Genomic DNA, 18,784 nt, shown 5'->3' on the forward strand with positions numbered 1-18,784 from the left:
AAGGGGAAACAACATGTCTATTCGTTTGGCGCTTGCCGGCAACCCGAACTGCGGCAAGACCACGATGTTCAACGACCTGACCGGCGCGACGCAGTATGTCGGCAACTGGCCGGGCGTTACCGTGGAAAAGAAAGAGGGCCGCTGGAAAGCGGACAAGGAAATCCGTATCACCGACCTGCCGGGTATTTACTCGCTTTCGCCGTATACGCTGGAGGAAGTGGTCGCACGCGACTATCTGGTGGGGGAAAAGCCGGATGCCATCATGGATCTGGTGGATGCGTCCAACATAGAGCGCAACCTGTACTTAACCACCCAGCTGCTCGAAATGGGTATTCCGGTCGTCGTGGCCCTGAACATGATGGACATTGTGGAGAAGCGCGGCGATGTGATCGACGTGAAGAAGCTGTCCAGCCTGCTGGGCGTGCCGGTCGTGGAAACCGCGGCGGTCAAGGGCAAAGGGACAAAGGAACTGGTGGAGGCCGCGAAGAAGGCGGTGTCTGCCGGCAAGCTCCCGCCCCAGCATGAATTTCCGGAGAATATTGAAAAGGCGCTGCAGCAGATCACGGACATGATCGCGGGCGTGACCGAGGAAAGCCAGCGCCGCTGGTATGCGGTCAAGCTGTTCGAGCGCGATCAGAAGGTGATGGCCCGTTTCCAGTTCAGCGTGGATACGCAGGCAAAGCTGGAAGCCATCATCAGCGCCGTCGAGGAGGAACTGGACGATGACGCGGAATCCATCATTACGGATGCGCGCTACCAGTATATCGGCGGCATTGTCAAGGCCTGCGTCAAAAAGAAAAAGACCGGCATGACCGTGTCGGACAAGATCGACCATATCGTGACCAACCGCATCCTGGCGCTACCGATCTTTGCGCTGGTCATGTTCATTGTGTATTATGTATCGGTGACCACGGTCGGCACCATCCTGACCGACTGGGCCAACGACGGCGTGTTCGGCGACGGCTGGCATCTGGCCGGCTATGGCGCGGGCGCGTATGAGGAAGCCGGAGCGGAATACGAAACGCAGACCGCTTACCGCGACGCATGGCTGGCGGCCGCGGAAGAGGGCGGCGTGGATGTTTCGGCCATTACCGAGCAGTTGGAGGCCGAGGAGCCTGACGCCGACGTGCTTGCGGGCGCAACCGCCGCGCTGGCTGCGGACGCTTCCGCAGCCGATATCGTAGGCACCGCGGCGTTTGAGGACGAGGAGACCGGCACGGTCACCGAGGAAGCGGTTGACTTCGGTATGTTTGAAACCGCGATGGCGGCCGAGGAGCCGGATCCGGCGAACTATGGCATTTGGGTGCCTGGCATTCCCGTGTTGCTGGAAGGCGCGCTGGGCGGCCTTGGCATCGCTGACTGGCTGTACAGCCTGATTATGGATGGAATTGTTGCCGGCGTCGGCGCGGTGCTGGGCTTTGTCCCGCAGATCTTGGTGCTGTTCATCTTCCTGGCGTTGCTGGAGGACTGCGGCTACATGGCGCGCGTCGCGTTCATCATGGACCGTATTTTCCGCAAGTTCGGCCTTTCGGGCAAGTCCTTTATCCCCATGCTGATCGGCACGGGCTGCGGCGTACCCGGCGTCATGGCGTCGCGCACGATCGAGCAGGAGCGCGACCGGCGCATGACGATCATGACGACTACGTTTGTACCCTGCGGCGCGAAGCTGCCAATCATCGCGCTGATCGCGGGCGCGCTGTTCGACAACGCGGGCTGGGTTGCGTTCTCCGCCTATGTGATCGGCGTGCTGGCCATTATTGTTTCGGGCATCATGCTCAAAAAGTTCAGGATGTTCGCGGGCGAACCGGCGCCGTTTGTTATGGAGCTGCCTGCCTACCATACGCCCACTCTGGTCAACGTGCTCCGCTCGATGTGGGAGCGCGGCTGGTCGTTCATTAAAAAGGCCGGTACGATCATTCTGCTCTCCACCATCGTCCTCTGGTTCCTCCAGAGCTATGGCTGGGAGAACGGCGCGTTCGGCGCGGTCGAGAATATCGACAACTGCATTCTGGCCGGCATCGGCAACGCGCTTGCACCGATCTTTGCGCCGCTTGGCTGGGCAAGCTGGCAGAACGTGGTGGCAACCGTCACCGGCTGGATCGCCAAGGAGAACGTCGTCGCCACCTTTGGACAGACCTATGGCTTTGCCGAGGTCGCGGAAGATGGCGTGGAAATCTGGGCCAACCTGCAGGCTTCCTTCACCGCGGTCAGCGCGTATTCGTTCATGTGCTTCAACCTGCTTTGCGCACCGTGCTTCGCGGCGATGGGCGCAATCAAGCGTGAGATGAACAACGCCAAGTGGACCTGCTTTGCGATTGGCTATATGATGGTGTTTGCGTATGCGGTTGCCCTGATGGTTTACCAGTTCGGCGGCCTGCTCACGGGCGAGCTTTCGTTCGGCGTGGGTACCATTGCGGCGGTTATCGTCCTGGCGCTGATGATCTACCTGCTGGTCCGTAAGCCGGCCAAGGCCGACGGTGCCGAGGGGCTTCGCAAAATGAGCGTGCAGGCGTAACGCCGCGCGGCACCCTGGAAAGGAAGCGTGACTATGTTATCTATCGTTTCTAACCTTGTGGTCGGCGCGCTCGTTGCCGCCGCCATATTCTTCGCAGCGCGCAGTGTTTACCGCCAATTCCAATCCGGCGGCTGTTCCGGTTGTTCGGGCGGCTGCGGCAAATGCAGCGGTGGAAGCTGCCACTGCGAGCCGAAAAAGTAAAGAAACGCCCATCCGGCACTGCCGGATGGGCGTTTTATCATGTCAACGGAACAGGTCGGGCAGGAACAGGTCGCGCCGGGGGATACGCGCCCAGGAAAAGTGGGGGATCAGTTCGCGCGCGGCGGCCGGCTCTGGCCGTTCGGTCAGGCCGGCGGCATAAGCCAGCGCGCCGACGACCTGCTCGGGGGAGAACCGCTGGCGCAGCCGGCCGAGGTCAAGGTCTTCGTCCCGCTTGCTCAGCCTGCGCCCGTCATGGTCGCAGAGCAGCGGGATGTGGAAGAACGCGGGCGACGGAAAGCCGAATAGCCGGTGCAGCCAGATCTGGCGCGGCGTGGAGGAGAGCAGGTCAGCCCCGCGCACTACCTCGGTCACGCCCGAGAGCGCGTCGTCCACAACGACCGCAAGCTGGTAGGCGAACACACCGTCCGACCGGCGGATAATAAAGTCCCCGCACTCCCGCGCGAGGTTTTCGCTGTATGCGCCGAACACCCCGTCCGTGAACGAAACGGTTTCGTCCGGCACTCGCACCCGTGTTGCCGGGGCGCGTGTTTTCCACTTTTCCGCAGCCTGCTCAGCCGTCAGCCCGCGGCAGGTGCCGGCATAGACCACGCGCCCATCGGAAAGATGCGGGGCGCTGGCGGCGTGCAGCGCGGCGCGCGAGCAGAAGCAGGGGTAGAGCAGCCCCTTGCCGCGCAGCATAGTCTCGTATGTTTCGTAAACAGCGGCGCGCTCGGATTGATAGGGAACCTCGCCGTCCCAATCCAAACCGAGCCAGCGCAGGTCGTCCAGGATCAGGTCCGCATAGCGGCGCGGGCAGCGCATTGCGTCCAGATCCTCAATGCGCAGCAGATAGCGCCCGTTTTGACGCCGCGCGCTCAGCCATGCCAGCAGCGCGCACAGCACGTTCCCCAGGTGCATGCGCCCGCTCGGGCTGGGCGCAAAGCGTCCGATGGTATGCATGGGCAAAGCCCCCTTTCGCCTCCCTATCTTACCATAAATGGAATGGGCTTTGCAACGGCGGTTTTTTTCGGTATAATAGAAACAATATTCAGGAGGTGGAAAAATGAAAAAGAAATGGCTTTCCCTATTGCTCGCCGTGCTGTGCCTGTGCGGGCTGGCAGCGTGCAAGGGGGATACGCCGGCGGATACGGCGCCGCCGGACGCGCCTGCGCAGGTAGAGACGGGAACCGGCGGCGAAGCGGCGGAAGACAGCGTGGAAGCAGCGGCGGGCGTTGCGGAAGAGGATATCTCCGCGGCCGAGCATTATGTCAATAACCTGCCGCTCGAATCCCAGGTCGCGCAGATGTTTTTTGCGCGCTGTCCGGAGGCCGACGCGGCGGTACTCGCCGGTCAGTACGATATCGGCGGCTATATCCTGTTCGGCCGCGACTTTGAGGGGCAGACCAAGGAGAGCGTGGCCGCGGTCATCCAATCCTATCAGGATGCGGCGGCGACCCCCATGCTGATCGGCGTGGACGAGGAGGGCGGAACGGTCGTCCGTATTAGCTCCAACCCCAATTTCCGCGCGGACAGGTTCTGGTCGCCGCAGGCGCTGTATAACGAGGGCGGCTTTGCGCTGATCACGAGCGATGCCAAGGAAAAGGACGAGCTGCTCGCCTCGATCGGTGTAAACGTCAACTTTGCGCCTGTGTGCGATGTATCCACCGACCCCGCGGACTTCATCAACGCCCGCGCTTTCGGCAGGGACGCAGCGCAGACCAGCGAATACGTCCGCACGGTCGTCGCGCAGATGCTGTCCGACCAGATCGGCATGGTGCTCAAGCATTTCCCAGGCTATGGCAATAATTTGGACACGCATACCGGCATCGCCATCGACGAGCGGCCCATCGAATCATTTCGGGAAAGCGATTTCCTGCCGTTCCGAGCGGGGATCGACGCGGGCGCGCAATCGGTCCTGGTCAGCCATAATATCGTGACCTGCATGGACGCCGAGCTGCCCGCCTCGCTCTCCCCCGCGGTGCATCAGGTGCTGCGGGACGAACTGGGCTTTGACGGCGTGGTCATGACCGACGACCTTATCATGGAGGCGATCACGGACTATACGGGCGGCGCGGACGCGGCGGTGCTGGCGGTGCAGGCGGGCAACGATATGCTGGTTTCCTCGGATTTCGTTACGCAGTATAACGCGGTGCTGGCGGCGGTGCAGGACGGTACGATCAGCGCTGACCGGATACGGGAATCCGCGATCCGCGTGATCCAGTGGAAAATCGATCTCGGCCTGCTGGCGGTTTGATAAAAAATCTCCCCTCGGGGAGATTTTTTATTACCAGTCTGTAGCTGAGCAGCTTTTCCTGTTTTTTTGCAAATACTACTTGACAAATGCTGCAAACCCCTGTATCCTAATTCATATAAAACACCTATGAATAGTGGAAATAAAGGGAGGCGGCAGTCCATGATGCTTCCGCGAGGGAAACGATGTACCGGCGGGCTGTAACATAGACAGGCCCTGGTTCGATAAATATTCACATAACGGAAAGGCGGTAATTCACCATGTCTGATATTAAAAGAAGCTTTGCCGAACTGATCGGCAACACCCCGCTGTACGCGGCGGATAAATTTGCTCAGAAGTCCGGCGCGGGCGCCGAGATCCTGGCAAAGCTGGAGTATTTCAATCCTGCGGGCTCGGTCAAGGACCGCATCGCCAACGCGATGATCGACGACGCAGAGGCGAGCGGCGCGTTAAAGCCCGGCGCGACCATCATCGAGCCGACGAGCGGTAACACTGGCATCGGCCTGGCGGCGGTCGCGGCGGCGCGTGGCTACCGGATCATCCTCACTATGCCGGAAACCATGAGCGTCGAGCGTCGCAATATGCTGAAAGCATACGGCGCGGAGCTGGTACTGACCGAGGGGGCGAAGGGTATGTCCGGCGCGATCGCGCGTGCGGATGAGCTGGCAAAGAACATCCCGAACAGCTTTATTCCCGGCCAGTTTGTCAACGCGGCCAACCCGGCGGCGCACCGTGCGAGTACGGGACCGGAGATCTGGAGCCAGTCGGGCGGCAAGGTGGATATTTTTGTCGCGGGCGTCGGCACGGGCGGCACGGTTACCGGCGTCGGCCAGTATCTCAAGGAGCAGGACCCGAACGTCAAGGTCGTGGCGGTGGAGCCGGATGAATCCCCCGTGCTGTCCACTGGAAAGGGCGGTCCGCATAAGATACAGGGCATTGGCGCGGGCTTTGTGCCGCAGGTGCTGGATACCAAGGTGTATGACGAGGTCATGCGCGTCAAGGGCGAGGACGCGTTCGCGACCGCGCGGGTGTTCACGCACAGCGAGGGTCTGTTCGTCGGTATTTCGTCCGGTGCGGCGCTGTGGGCGGCGGTCGAGCTTTCCAAGCGACCGGAGAACGCAGGCAAGACCATTGTCGCGCTCCTGCCCGATACGGGCGACCGGTATCTGTCCACCCCGCTGGTCAGCGATTGAGCCTGCGGCTCTTCCATTCGATACAGCAAGCGGCGGAGCATATGCTCCGCCGCTTTTTACGCCCAGAAAAGGGCGGGGAAAGAAAAATTTTTGAAAGGCCGAACCAAAGCCCCGCCTGTTCCATCTAATGAAGCGAAAGCAGGTTGAGGCGGCCGCCAAACGCTTTCGGAAAGGAACGACCCGCCTATGATGGACAAAGCAGAATTCACCGCCGCAGTGCTGGAAGCAGAGCCGGCGCTATACCGCGTCGCAAAGGCCATGCTCCGCAGCGAGCAGGACTGCGCGGACGCAGCGCAGCAGGCTATCCTGCGCGCGTGGGAGCAGCTGGATACGCTGCGCCGGCCGAAATATTTCAAAACCTGGTTGACGCGCATCCTGATTAATGAATGCCGCGCGATCCTGCGCCTGCGGCAGCGGCTCGCGCCCTATAAGCAGGAGCAGGCCGAGTGTATCCCCGCACCGGCGGCGGACGACCACAGCGACCTGTATGAAGCGCTGCTGTCGCTGGATGAAAAATACCGCCTGCCGGTGGTGCTGTTTTACCTGGAGGGCTTCAAAACGCGCGAGATCGCCAGCCTGCTCGGGGTGCCGGAGGGTACGGTCAAAAGCAGGCTGCGGACAGCGCGCGAGCTGCTCCGCAAGGATTTGGAAGGAGCGTGTTTTGCATGATGCACCCGAATGATTTTCCCCAGATGACCCCGCAGTTTGACCAGCGCGTCCGCGCGGCGCTGGAGAGCCTGCCCGAGCGTCCGTGCCGGACGCGGCGTTTCCCATGGAAGCGCGTGGTATCGATCGGCTGTGCCGCCGCGCTGTGCATCGGCGGCACAGCGTTTGCGGCGGGCGTCAGCGGCGGCTTTCCGCTGCTTTTTCCCCAACGGCACGGACGCGCCCCTCACGGACTATGTCGCCGCCTCCGAGCCGGGTACGCTGACGGATGAGAACGACCAATACCGCCTGTCGGTGGAATCGGTTCTGTTTGACGAGAGCGCGGGCGTGGGCATCGTCAGCCTGCACCTGCAGAATAAGTCGGGCGATGGGGTGATGCCGTTCGCCGTGATCGAGCTGCTGCCAGAGTATCAAAACCAGCCCGACCTGGTTTGGAGTACTCTGTCCGAATGCTGCGCCGTGCAGGATGGGCAGTACAATTTCAGCGTGATGTACGGCGAATATGGCTTCTGCGGCAGCCGCTTCTATCTGGATAAGAGCCGTTCGACCGAAAACGATTACTATTTGGAAGGCGCTTTCATCCCCAGCGGCGACTACTCGGCGGGTACGCCCCTGCGCCTTGTTATGCAGGAACAGGGCAGGGAGCAGGTGGTTTCCAACGGTGCAAGCATCGGCCTGGTCGCGCTGGAGGTGCCTCTGCCGGAATTCCAGCGGATGCCCAGCTACACGAGCGCGGACAGGGCCGTCACGCTGTCTCAGATCGGCCTGCGCATCACCTCGCAGCAGACGGGGGATATAATCGTGGACGCGGTGGAATACATTGCGGTGAAGATGCGGGATGGCTCTGTAGTAGTTATCACCGACCAGGCAAACCATATCGACCGCACCCTGTATGCGCTTGGCTTTGGCGCGGATGCCGGCTTTGACTACGAAGCCGCCGTGTATGTGCTTGCGCGGACCTTTGACCTTGCGGATGTGCAGGCGGTCGTTATAAACGATACCGAGTATCCGCTTTCCGCCTGACCTAGAGGGAAAAGCAAAACAGGCCGCGGTTTGCGGCCTGTTTTTTCACCCGGCGGTGCCGGAAGCGCAAAAATAAAATTAATAGGTAAACAACTGAGCCCAGTACGGCGTGCCGCCTACCACGGAGTAGCCGACGCCGATGGTGGTGAAGTTCTTGCTCATAATATTCGCGCGGTGTCCGGACGAGTTCATCCACGCGGTGACGACCGCCTGCGGCGTACTCTGGCCGTAGGCGATGTTTTCACCCGCGCCGCGGTAGGAAACGCCGGCCTCGGTCAGCGCAGTCGAAAAAGAGGAGCCGTTGGGACGGGTGTGCGAGAAGGACTGCGCGGATTCCTGTGCGCGCACCTGCGCCGCCTGCTGCACGCGGGCGTCGATCGTCAGGGGAGACAGGCCCTCCTTGGCGCGTTCCGCATTTACCAGCGCGACGACCTGGGAGGCGAAGCTGCCCTGGGAGGAGCCGGTATCGCCGTCCGGCGTCTGCTCGGTATCATTGTCCGGCGTACCCTCGGGACGGTTGTTGTCTGGAAGCTGGCCGGGCTGGTCGTCCGGCTGGTTCTCCGGCTCGTCGTCCGGCGTCTGGTCGGGAAGCTCTTCGCCCGGCGTATCCTCCGGTGTCTGCTCCGGTGTATCCTCCGGCTGTTGGTCGGGCGTTTCGTCCGGCGTCTGCTCCGGCTTGTTGTCAGGCTTTACGACCGGACAGTTGACCTGCTGGCCGCAGAACGAAATATCAAAGCGGTCGCACAACCGCTGGAGCAGCTGGCGCTGGGACTGGGAAGCGAATATGGTGGGGTTGTAGAATTTGCTCATATCGAGATTGGCCGCGCCGGCCGCAGCGGTGGTCGAAATGGTCAGCGCTAACGCCAACGGTACGATTTTCTTGAACTGCATATTTGGATACCTCCTTGGTTTTCGTAGAGTAAACTGGATTGTTTTACTCTCTGGGGCAAAGTATAGCGCATTTTGTAACCGTTTTGCAATGGAAATAGCTGCCGCCCACGGATATATACAGCAGAATCCGGCCGGAAAAGGAATTTTCCGGCCGGATTTCCCGTATTTTATGGGAGTTTTTCAATTTCATAGAGGTTGTTGAGTACCAGCCAAAGCTGGGGAAAGTACCGCATGATATTCCAGATGCTGATGCCGTGCAGCTGGTATTCGCCGGCCAGCGCAAGCTTGGTGCGGATCGAACGGGCGTCCTCGAACCAGACCTCGTGCTCGGCACGGTCGCGCCAGTAATTATAATGCGGCGACTGGGCGGTTTCGTCGAATTGGATGGGCGCGCCGACTTGGATCGCCTGCTCGACCGCCTGAACATTGCCGAGGCTCCGTGCGCGCGTCTGTCCTTTTATATAGGGGAGAGACCAGACGTAACCATAATTTGGAATGCCCATAAAGATTTTCGCGGGCGGGATGACCGAGGTGGCGAACCGGACGACTGGCTCTATCTTGTTGATGGGGGCGACCGCCATAGGCTCGGAAAGGGCGTATCCCCATTCATAGGTCATCAGCAGCACATAGTCCGCGGCCTCGCCAAGCATTTGGTAATCGTGCGCCTCGTATAGGAGCCCGCGCTGCCCGGCCGAGGTTTTGGGGGCGAGCGCGACCATGACGATCTTGCCGAGCGGCTCCAGCCGCGCGCGCACCTCACGGATGAAAGCGGTATAGCTTTCCGCGTCCTCGGGCGGGATGTACTCAAAATCAATGTCCACGCCAGCATATCCCTGTTTTTCCAGGGTTTGAACAAGGTTATCGATCAGCGCCGCGCGCGTGGACGGATTTTGCAGCACAAGATGCGCTCGTTCGCCGGAAAACTGGCCATCCTCGCCGAGCGTGGTCAGAACCAGCAGCGGCTTGACCTGATATTGCCGCGCCATGCGGATCAGCAGGTCGGCATTCTGTGGGAGAATGCGGCCGGTACGGTCAAAGCCGTAGGAAAAAACGGATAAGTACGTCAGATAGGGCAGGGTCTTGCGCAGCAAGCGCGGGTCGATATTCGGATACGCATATCCGTTGACCGCAAAGGCGCCGAGCTTGGGCGTCGGATAGGAAAGCACGAGCATCTGGCCGGGATAGATGCGGTCTGTGCCGCCGAGTTGCGGGTTGTTCTGCCAGAGGGACAGGACGGTCGTGCCGTGCCGCGCCGCAATGCTGCCGAGCGTATCCCCGCGTTTGACCAGATAGGTTTCGGAGGGCTGCGGCACCACGATCGTCTGTCCAGGAGTCAGCCGCGCCGGTTCGCGCAGCTCGTTCTGCTGGATGAGGAACGGGAGCGGCACGCCGTGCGTCTGTGCGATGCGGTAAAGCGAATCGCCGGGCTGTACGACATGAATTACCATAGAAAAACCACCTTTCCCTGCAATCTATGCTGGAATGGGAGAGGTTGCCAATAGTCGTGCGCGGCGCATGGATTTCGGAAAAGCGAAAAAGCGGTTGACAAAGGGGAAAGGGAAGTGTATTATAATGATATTAAATTAATATCATTGTGAGGGATAGAGCATGAACGAAAAGAACATATTTTACGAGGAAAAAGCGCTGCGCGCGCCCAATGGACTGGGGATTTTGCTGCTGGACATCCTGCTATGCATCGCAGCGGTCGCGCTGATCATACTGGGCGCGGTCAATCTGGATGAAATGGGAGGCATGGCGGCTGCTATGCTGGTTGTGGGCATCGTATATCTGGCGGTGCCGAGTTGGCTGCTGGCGTGCGGCATCAAGGTGCTGCGGCCGAATGAGGCGCTCGTACTGACGCTGTTCGGCAAGTACATCGGTACGCTCAAGGGTGAGGGCATTTTTTTTGTCAATCCGTTTTGCAGCTCGGTCAATCCGACGGTAGAAAGCGCCAGCGAGAAAGCGCTCGATGATCTTGCCAAGAATGAAAATACTTCGAGTGGTAAGATTGTCAAGGCGGCGAGCATGAGCAAAAAGCTTTCGCTCAAGACCATGACGCTTAACAACGACAAGCAGAAGATCAATGATCTGCTCGGCAATCCGATCGTCATTGGCATCGCGGTCATCTGGCATATTGAGGACACGGCAAAGGCGGTGTTCGCGGTGGATAACTATCAGGAGTTCCTGTCCATTCAGTCGGACACGGCGCTGCGCAATACGGTACGCTTGTACCCCTACGATGTATCCGAGGGAGGGGACGAAAAAAGCCTGCGTGGGTCCGCGCAGGAGATTGCCGCCGTACTGGCGGAGGAGATACAGGGACGCGTAGCATGCGCAGGTCTGCGGATTGAAGAGGCGCGCATCACTACGCTGGCCTATGCGCCCGAGATCGCGGCGGCCATGCTGCAGCGCCAGCAGGCGAGCGCGGTTGTGGACGCGCGCAAGATGATTGTCGAGGGCGCGGTAGGTATGGTCGAAATGGCGCTGGAAGAGCTGAGCGCCAAGCAGGTGGTGGATCTGGACGATGAGCGCAAGGCGCAGATGGTTTCCAACCTGATGGTTGTGCTTTGCGCAGGAAAGGACGCGCAGCCTGTTGTTAATTCGGGCAGTATTTACTAAAAGAGGGATAAAACATGTTTACGTTTTTTGTGCGGCTCGCGCGCAATGCCGCGATGAATGCTGCCGCATCGGAAATCTTGCCTAAACCGTTGCGGTATGTGCTGCGTATACTGTTCCTTGTGCTGATTACCGCTGCTTCCGGCTTTTGCCTGTTCCTCGCGTGGTCAATGCGTGAGAACATGGTGGCGGCATTGCTGATTGCGGCGCTGGGCGTGATAGGCCTGGCACGACTGGTACGTTTTGTGCGGCGCATTTTGCATAATGAGGCATAGCCTGAAAAACGGCTGGGTGGCGGTGTGAGCGGTATATATCCGAGTTTGAAAAATGATTTAAGGGGGCGCGGCCATGGCGGACAAGGAAAAAGCGAAAAAGCAGGTGCCGTTGCGGCTGTCCGCCTCGCTGTACGACGAGCTGGCCCGATGGGCAGAGGATGAGTTCCGCTCGGTCAACGGCCAGATCGAGTACCTGCTCACCGAAGCGGTGCGCAAAAGGAAAAAAGTACAGACGAAGGATGACGAGTAGCGGACAAACCGGACAGGCTGCTGTGCGGCGGCCTGTCCATTTTTATAGTAATAAAAAATGAAGAGAAAATGCTTGACAAATTATTATAGAAAGCATATACTGTGTACCAGAACAAGGCAAAACCGCAGAGCAAGAGTAAGTAAGAGCGAGACCGCGCTCCCAGAGAGCCGCCCGTTGGTGCGAGGGTGGCAGCGAAGGCCGTTTCCGAATGGACTTGTGAGGGCAGCCCCAAATCCGGCGCGCCGGAGAGTATGGCTGACGGGCATCCCGCCGTTACCAGGGGAGGGCGCGTGTTGGCGCGCTGTTGAGCGGGCGTTTTTACGCCAATTTGGGTGGCACCGCAGAAGTTTCGGCTTTTGTCCCATGATGCAGGACGGCATCGTGAGGGCAAAGGCTTTTTTTCTTGCCCCGATGCCCAGATCGTTTTCAAACGGAGGGCGGTAAATATGATAACACCAGGCTGTGATGCAATCGTAAAACTGGCGGAGCGGTATGCGACCATTCCGGTCTGCCGCGAAATCTACGCGGATATGGTCACGCCGATCGCGCTGCTGCGGCGGCTGCAGGCGCGGTCCAGACGGTTTTTCCTGCTGGAAAGCGTGGAGGGTGGCGAAAAATGGGCGCGCTACTCCTTCCTCGGCTACGATCCGGTGCTGCGCGCACGGTGTAAAAACGGCGTGGTCACGATCGAGGGCGCGGAAAACCGCACCATACAGACCGCAAAGCCGCTCGATGTGCTGCGGGAGCTGCTGGGCAAGTACCGCGCGCCCCGCATCGAGGGACTGCCGCCGTTTACCGGCGGGTTCGTGGGCTACTTCGCTTACGCAATGTTGGGCTACGCCGAACCTAAGCTGCGCATCCGGCGCGGCGCGTGGGAGGACTTCGACCTGCTGCTGTTCGACAAGGTGATCGCCTACGACCATCTGCGGCAAAAGCTCGTGCTGGTTGTCAACATGAGTACGGACAGCGTGATGGAGAATTACGGCAAAGCCTGCGCCGAGCTGGAAAACATGGCCGCACTGGTGAACGACCAAAGCCCGCTCCCGCCGCTGCAGGCCGCGGAAACGCCCTGCTTCTCCTGCAGCATAACCGAGGAACAGTACGCGGCAGTTGTCCGCAAAACGCGGGAATACATCTATAACGGCGATATTTTTCAGGCAGTGCAGTCGCGGCAGTTCACCAGCCCCTATACGGGCAGCCTGCTTCCGGCCTACCGTGTGCTGCGCACGACCAACCCCTCGCCCTACATGGTGTTTTTGTCCATCGACGGAGACGAGATCATGTGTTCCTCGCCCGAAACGCTGGTGCGTCTGCAGGACAGGCGGCTGACCACCTTTCCGGTCGCCGGCTCCCGCCCGCGCGGCGCGACACCGGCCGAGGACAAGACGCTCGAACGCGAGCTGCTGGCGGACGAAAAGGAGCTTTCCGAGCATAATATGCTGGTCGATTTGGGACGCAACGACCTGGGGAGGGTGTCGCGGATCGGCTCGGTGGAGGTGACCGCCTATCAGATGATTCACCGCTATTCCAAGATCATGCACATCTGCTCGCAGGTCGAGGGCGATCTCGCGGACGGCTGCGACGCGCTCGACGCGCTCGAGGCGGTGCTGCCCGCGGGTACGCTGTCCGGCGCGCCTAAAATACGTGCGTGCGAGATCATTGAGGAGCTGGAGCGCGCGCCGCGCGGCGTATACGGCGGCGCGCTCGGCTATTTGGATCTGGCGGGCAATATGGACACCTGCATCGCCATCCGCATGGCGGCGAAGAAGGAGGGCATGGTCACCGTGCAGGCGGGCGGCGGTATCGTGGCGGACTCCGTGCCGCATAACGAATATATGGAAAGCGCGAACAAGGCGCGCGCGGTGATGAGCGCGATCGAACGCGCATCGGAGGTGGACGGCTGATGATACTCCTGATCGACAATTACGATTCCTTTGCCTACAACCTGTACCAGCAGGCCGCGGCGATCCGGCCGGATATTCGGGTGGTGCGCAACGACGCGGTAACGGCCGGCGCGGTCGAGCAGATGCAGCCCTCGCACATCCTCCTGTCGCCCGGCCCAGGCTACCCGAAGGACGCGGGCGTCTGCGAGGACGTGATCCGGCGCCTGGGCGGCCGCATCCCCATTCTCGGCGTGTGCCTCGGGCATCAGGCGATCTGCGAGGTATTCGGCGCGCGTATCGTACACGCGAAACGGCTGATGCACGGCAAGCAGAGTACGGTCACACTCGATCCAGACGATCCGCTGTTCCGCGGGCTGGAAGGGCAGGTGACGGTCGCGCGCTACCACTCGCTGGTGGCCGAGCCGGACACCCTGCCGGACTGCCTTGTCGTGACCGCGCGCGATGGGAACGGCGAGATCATGGCCGTGCGGCACAAAACGTGGCCCGTTTACGGGGTGCAGTTCCATCCGGAATCCATCCTGACCCCGCGGGGCGATACGATACTGAAAAATTTCCTATCCACCCATTGAGCTAAGGAGGCAAAGCAAATGATACAGCAGGCGATCCACACAGTGATCAACGGCAGGGATCTGGATTATGACACCGCCCGCGCCACGATGCAGGAGATGATGGACGGTACGGCGACCGATATCGAGATGGCGACGCTGCTCACCGCCCTGCGCATGAAGGGCGAAACCATCACCGAAATCACGGCCTGTGCCGAGGTGATGCGCGAAAAGGGCGCGCATATCGAGCCGCGCGGCGCGGTGATGGACATTGTCGGCACCGGCGGGGACGAGGTCGGCTCGTTCAACATCTCGACCACCGCGTCCTTTGTCGCGGCGGCGGGCGGAGTGCCGATCGCCAAGCACGGCAACCGCTCGGTGTCGTCCAAGTCGGGCGCGGCAGACGTGCTCGAAGCGCTGGGCGCGGCGATCGACCTGTCCCCAGAGCAGAACGAGCGCGTGCTCACGGAAACCGGTATCTGCTTCCTGTTCGCGCAGGGCTATCACAAGTCGATGAAAAACGTTGCGCCCGTGCGCAAGGGTATGCGCGAGCGCACGCTGTTCAACGTGCTGGGGCCGCTGTCCAATCCGGCGCGCGCGACCATGCAGTTGCTCGGCGTGTACGACGAAAAGCTGGTGCTGCCGATGGCGCAGGTACTCTCCAACCTCGGCGTGACGCGCGGCATGGTGGTCTGCGGCGGGGGCATGGACGAGGCGAGCCTGCTCGGGGAGAACAAGGTGTGCGAGATCCGCTTCGGCAAGCTGACGCCGTATGCGTTCACGCCGGCCGACCTCGGCCTGCCGTCCTGCACGGTGGCCGACCTGCGCGGCGGCTCGCCGCAAGAGAACGCGCAGATCACGCGCGACGTACTTTCGGGCAAAGAGCGCGGCGCGAAGCGCAGCGAGATACTGCTCAACGCGGGTATCGCGCTCTACCTTGGTATCGACGGCATCCAGCTCGCAGATGGCATCAAAAAGGCCGCGGAGCTGATCGACAGCGGCGCAGCGTATGCTAAGCTGGGACAGTTTATCCGGACGACACAGGAGGTATCCGCATGATCCTGGACGAAATTGCCGCCCATGCGCGCGAGCGGGTCGCGGCAGCCAGGGCGCGTGTCCCGCTGGAGGAGCTCAGGGCGCGGGCCGAAGCCCTGCCGCGCGGAGACTTCCGCTTTGAAAAGGCGCTCGCGGGCAGAGAAGCCGCATTCATCTGCGAGATCAAAAAGGCCAGCCCCTCCAAGGGCGTGATCGATCCGCAGTTCGACTACCTTAGCATTGCCGGGCAGTACGAGGAGGCGGGCGCGGACTGCATCTCGGTGCTGACCGAGTCGAAATGGTTCCTCGGCTCGGACGATATCTTCCGTGCGGTACGGCTGGCGGTCGATGTTCCCCTGCTGCGCAAGGATTTTACGGTGGACGAATATCAGCTCTACGAGGCGAAGGTGTTGGGCGCGGACGCGGTACTGCTGCTCTGTGGGCTGCTGGATACGAATACGCTGCGGCGATATCTCGCGATCTGTGACGCGCTCGGCCTGTCCGCGCTGGTGGAGACGCACGACGAAGCGGAGTTGCGTTCCGCAGCTGCAGCGGGTGCGCGGGTAATCGGCGTGAATAACCGCAACCTGAAGGATTTCTCGGTCGATTTGAACAATGCAGCGCGGCTGCGCGCGGGCGTGCCGGCGGGCGCGGTCTTTGTCGCAGAGAGCGGCGTATCCTGTCCGGCGGACGCGGCTGCGCTGCGGCAGGCTGGGGCGGACGCGCTGCTGGTGGGCGAATACCTGATGCGGTCGCTCGATAAGGAGGAGGCGCTGCGCGGCCTGAGGGAGGCGGTGAAATGAAGCTCAAATTCTGCGGCCTGACCCGCATGCAGGATATCCTGGCTGCAAATGCGGCCCGCCCCGACTATGTCGGCTTTGTGTTTGCGGACAGCCGCCGCCGTGTGACCGAGGAACAGGCGGCGCGGCTGCGCGCGCAGCTTGCGCCGGGCATACAGGCCGTGGGCGTGTTTGTCAATGACGAACCGGAGCGCATCGCAGCGCTGGTAAACGCGGGCGTAATCGACCTGGTGCAGCTTCACGGCGGGGAAAACAGGGCGTATCTCGATCGCCTGCGCGGTATGACAGGCGCGCAGGTGCTGTATGCGGTCCGTGTGGGGGCGTATGCGGATATTGAACGGGTAAAAGACTATCCAGTGGAATTCCTGCTGTTGGATGCTTCGATAAAAGGCGTCTGCGGTGGGAGCGGACACACATTTGACTGGTCGCTGATCGGGGCGGTGGAAAAGCCGTACTTCCTCGCCGGAGGCCTGAATGAAAGCAACCTCCCGCTCGCCCTGCGCACGGGCGCGTACGCGCTCGACCTGTCGAGCGGGATCGAAACGGACAGCGTCAAGGACGAAACAAAAATGCGCCGCGTGGCGGCGCTGGTAAGGGGAGAACAGCCATGAGCAAAGGACGATTTGGCGTACACGGCGGACAGTACATGCCGGAAACACTGATGAACGCGGTCATTGAACTCGAACAGGCGTATGAGCGCTATCAAAACGACCCCACCTTTCAAGCGGAACTGACCGGACTGCTGAACGATTATGCAGGCCGTCCGAGCCGCCTGTATCATGCGGCGCGCATGACGCGCGATCTGGGAGGAGCGAAGGTTTACCTCAAGCGCGAGGACCTGAACCACACAGGCGCGCACAAGATCAACAACGTGCTCGGGCAGGTGCTGCTGGCCAAAAGAATGGGCAAGACCCGCGTGATCGCGGAGACTGGCGCGGGACAGCACGGTGTGGCTACAGCAACCGCCGCCGCGCTGATGGACATGGAGTGCGAGGTGTTCATGGGGCGCGAGGACACCGAGCGGCAGGCGCTCAACGTGTACCGCATGCGGCTGCTGGGCGCGCGGGTGCATCCGGTGGACAACGGCACGGGTACGCTCAAGGACGCGGTCAGTGAAACCATGCGCGAGTGGACCAGCCGCATCGAGGATACGCATTACGTCCTCGGCTCGTGCATGGGGCCGCACCCGTTCCCGACCATTGTGCGCGATTTCCAGGCGGTGATCTCCAGGGAGATCAGGGCGCAGGTGCTGGAGCGGGAAGGCCGCCTGCCGGACGCGGTGCTGGCTTGCGTGGGCGGCGGCTCGAACGCCATCGGCGCGTTCTACCACTTCATTGAGGATAAGGGCGTGCGGCTGATCGGCTGCGAGGCCGCGGGCCGCGGCGTGGACACGGCCGAGACTGCCGCCACTATCGCCACCGGACGGCTGGGCATTTTCCATGGCATGAAGAGCTATTTCTGCCAAGACGGGTACGGCCAGATCGCGCCGGTGTATTCGATTTCCGCAGGGCTGGACTACCCAGGCATCGGGCCGGAGCATGCCTACCTGCACGACATCGGCCGCGCGGAATACGTCGCCGTCACGGACGACGAGGCGGTGGAAGCGTTCGAGTACCTGTCCCGAACCGAGGGCATTATACCGGCGATCGAGTCCGCGCACGCGGTCGCGCATGCGATGAAGCTCGCGCCGCAGATGGGCAAAGACCAGATCATTGTCATCAACATTTCAGGCCGCGGCGATAAGGACTGCGCCGCGATCGCGCGTTATCGGGGGGAGGATATCCATGAGTAAGGTAAGGCAGGCATTTGCCCGCGGCAAGGCGTTCATCCCGTTCGTCACCTGCGGCGACCCGTCGCTCGCGGTGACCGAGGCGCTGGTCTGCGCAATGGCGGAAGCGGGCGCGGACCTGATCGAGCTTGGCATTCCGTTTTCCGACCCGACCGCGGAGGGGCCGGTCATTCAGGCGGCGAACGAACGTGCGCTCGCGGGCGGCGTGACGACGGATAAGATTTTCGACATGGTGCGCCGTTTGCGCGCCAGAACCGACGTGCCTATGGTATTCATGACCTATGCCAACGTGGTGTTCTCTTATGGGGCGGAACGGTTTATCCGCACTGCGGCGGAGGCCGGCATGGACGGGCTGATCCTGCCCGATCTGCCGTATGAGGAAAAGGGTGAATTTGATCCGCTGTGCCGGCAGTACGGGCTTGATCTGATCTCGCTTGTCGCGCCGACCTCGCACGAGCGTGTCCGTGCGATTGCGCGCGCGGCCGAGGGCTTTGTGTATTGCGTGTCCTCGCTCGGCGTGACCGGCGTGCGCTCACATATCACGACCGACGTGGGCGCGATGGTGCGGCTGGTGCGGGAGGAGCGCGATATCCCGTGCGCGGTCGGCTTCGGCATTTCCACACCCGCGCAGGCGGCGGAAATGGCGGCGAAGTCGGACGGCGCGATTGTCGGCTCGGCGATCGTCAAGCTGTGCGCCCAGTACGGCGCGGACTGCGTGCCGCCGGTCACAGCCTATGTACGCGAGATGGTACAGGCAGTGCATGCGCTGTAAAAATGCAAAAAAGTGGAGGAAACTCCTGTTTCCTCCACTTTTTTGCAAATAATGACCA

The 18,784-nt window shown here is 61.2% G+C and carries 20 protein-coding genes; 17 read left to right on the plus strand and 3 right to left on the minus strand.

What is annotated here, in order from left to right:
- The first annotated feature begins 13 nt into the window (after nt 1–13).
- Complete coding sequence (gene feoB / locus RX717_RS04315) at nt 14–2,515, plus strand: ferrous iron transport protein B (protein ID WP_107630903.1); 2,502 nt, start codon at nt 14–16, stop codon at nt 2,513–2,515.
- 33 nt (nt 2,516–2,548) lie between these two features.
- Nucleotides 2,549–2,716, plus strand: a complete 168-nt coding sequence (locus RX717_RS04320; RefSeq protein WP_082397256.1) for a FeoB-associated Cys-rich membrane protein — start codon at nt 2,549–2,551, stop codon at nt 2,714–2,716.
- A gap of 42 nt (nt 2,717–2,758) precedes the next feature.
- Here RX717_RS04320 and gluQRS read toward each other — a convergent pair whose 3' ends face one another.
- Entirely contained in the window at nt 2,759–3,676 is a 918-nt protein-coding gene (gluQRS, locus tag RX717_RS04325) for a tRNA glutamyl-Q(34) synthetase GluQRS (RefSeq protein ID WP_107630902.1), read from the minus strand.
- A 103-nt stretch (nt 3,677–3,779) separates the two neighbouring features.
- Between gluQRS and RX717_RS04330 the strand changes: the two genes are divergently transcribed.
- From RX717_RS04330 to RX717_RS04350, 5 genes are all read left to right on the plus strand, one after another.
- Complete coding sequence (locus tag RX717_RS04330) at nt 3,780–4,970, plus strand: glycoside hydrolase family 3 N-terminal domain-containing protein (RefSeq protein ID WP_107630901.1); 1,191 nt, start codon at nt 3,780–3,782, stop codon at nt 4,968–4,970.
- Between the two features lie 257 nt (nt 4,971–5,227).
- Nucleotides 5,228–6,160, plus strand: coding sequence for a cysteine synthase A (cysK, locus tag RX717_RS04335; protein WP_054327746.1), 933 nt, complete (start codon nt 5,228–5,230; stop codon nt 6,158–6,160).
- A 186-nt stretch (nt 6,161–6,346) separates the two neighbouring features.
- Complete coding sequence (locus tag RX717_RS04340) at nt 6,347–6,829, plus strand: sigma-70 family RNA polymerase sigma factor (RefSeq protein ID WP_242977825.1); 483 nt, start codon at nt 6,347–6,349, stop codon at nt 6,827–6,829.
- A complete protein-coding gene (locus tag RX717_RS04345) occupies nt 6,826–7,098 on the plus strand; it encodes a hypothetical protein (protein WP_316960569.1) in 273 nt (90 codons plus the stop codon). The genes RX717_RS04340 and RX717_RS04345 overlap by 4 nt, the downstream gene beginning before the upstream one ends.
- On the plus strand, nt 6,992–7,849 hold the full coding sequence (locus RX717_RS04350; protein WP_316960570.1) for a hypothetical protein: 858 nt from the start codon (nt 6,992–6,994) through the stop codon (nt 7,847–7,849). Before RX717_RS04345 ends, RX717_RS04350 begins: the two co-directional genes overlap by 107 nt.
- Before the next feature lie 78 nt (nt 7,850–7,927).
- Here RX717_RS04350 and RX717_RS04355 read toward each other — a convergent pair whose 3' ends face one another.
- Together RX717_RS04355 and RX717_RS04360 are read right to left on the minus strand one after the other, a co-directional pair.
- Nucleotides 7,928–8,740, minus strand: coding sequence for a CAP domain-containing protein (locus RX717_RS04355; RefSeq protein WP_199855179.1), 813 nt, complete (start codon nt 8,738–8,740; stop codon nt 7,928–7,930).
- 167 nt (nt 8,741–8,907) lie between these two features.
- On the minus strand, nt 8,908–10,188 hold the full coding sequence (locus tag RX717_RS04360) for a glycosyl hydrolase family 18 protein (protein ID WP_107630899.1): 1,281 nt from the start codon (nt 10,186–10,188) through the stop codon (nt 8,908–8,910).
- A 160-nt stretch (nt 10,189–10,348) separates the two neighbouring features.
- Between RX717_RS04360 and RX717_RS04365 the strand changes: the two genes are divergently transcribed.
- The 10 genes from RX717_RS04365 (at nt 10,349) to trpA (ending at nt 18,726) form a co-directional block, all read left to right on the plus strand.
- The gene (locus RX717_RS04365; protein ID WP_107630898.1) at nt 10,349–11,359 is read left to right on the plus strand and encodes an SPFH domain-containing protein; all 1,011 of its coding nucleotides are present in this window, start codon (nt 10,349–10,351) and stop codon (nt 11,357–11,359) included.
- A gap of 14 nt (nt 11,360–11,373) precedes the next feature.
- Nucleotides 11,374–11,631, plus strand: a complete 258-nt coding sequence (locus RX717_RS04370) for a hypothetical protein (RefSeq protein ID WP_054326790.1) — start codon at nt 11,374–11,376, stop codon at nt 11,629–11,631.
- Nucleotides 11,632–11,704: 73 nt separating this feature from the next.
- Nucleotides 11,705–11,881 (plus strand): ribbon-helix-helix domain-containing protein, encoded by a 177-nt coding sequence (locus RX717_RS04375; protein WP_082396942.1) that lies wholly within the window; start codon nt 11,705–11,707, stop codon nt 11,879–11,881.
- A 446-nt stretch (nt 11,882–12,327) separates the two neighbouring features.
- Nucleotides 12,328–13,785 (plus strand): anthranilate synthase component I family protein, encoded by a 1,458-nt coding sequence (locus tag RX717_RS04380; protein WP_107630897.1) that lies wholly within the window; start codon nt 12,328–12,330, stop codon nt 13,783–13,785.
- Complete coding sequence (locus RX717_RS04385; protein WP_107630896.1) at nt 13,785–14,354, plus strand: anthranilate synthase component II; 570 nt, start codon at nt 13,785–13,787, stop codon at nt 14,352–14,354. The genes RX717_RS04380 and RX717_RS04385 overlap by 1 nt, the downstream gene beginning before the upstream one ends.
- Before the next feature lie 18 nt (nt 14,355–14,372).
- The gene (gene trpD, locus RX717_RS04390) at nt 14,373–15,389 is read left to right on the plus strand and encodes an anthranilate phosphoribosyltransferase (protein ID WP_054326793.1); all 1,017 of its coding nucleotides are present in this window, start codon (nt 14,373–14,375) and stop codon (nt 15,387–15,389) included.
- A complete protein-coding gene (gene trpC, locus RX717_RS04395; protein ID WP_316960571.1) occupies nt 15,386–16,168 on the plus strand; it encodes an indole-3-glycerol phosphate synthase TrpC in 783 nt (260 codons plus the stop codon). The genes trpD and trpC overlap by 4 nt, the downstream gene beginning before the upstream one ends.
- A complete protein-coding gene (locus RX717_RS04400) occupies nt 16,165–16,776 on the plus strand; it encodes a phosphoribosylanthranilate isomerase (protein ID WP_107630894.1) in 612 nt (203 codons plus the stop codon). The genes trpC and RX717_RS04400 overlap by 4 nt, the downstream gene beginning before the upstream one ends.
- Nucleotides 16,773–17,957, plus strand: coding sequence for a tryptophan synthase subunit beta (trpB, locus tag RX717_RS04405; RefSeq protein WP_054326796.1), 1,185 nt, complete (start codon nt 16,773–16,775; stop codon nt 17,955–17,957). Before RX717_RS04400 ends, trpB begins: the two co-directional genes overlap by 4 nt.
- Complete coding sequence (gene trpA / locus RX717_RS04410; protein WP_054326797.1) at nt 17,950–18,726, plus strand: tryptophan synthase subunit alpha; 777 nt, start codon at nt 17,950–17,952, stop codon at nt 18,724–18,726. The genes trpB and trpA overlap by 8 nt, the downstream gene beginning before the upstream one ends.
- Nucleotides 18,727–18,784 lie beyond the last annotated feature (58 nt).

Source organism: Intestinibacillus sp. NTUH-41-i26 (assembly GCF_032769475.1).
Taxonomy (GTDB): Bacteria; Bacillota; Clostridia; order Oscillospirales; family Butyricicoccaceae; genus Agathobaculum; species Agathobaculum ammoniilyticum.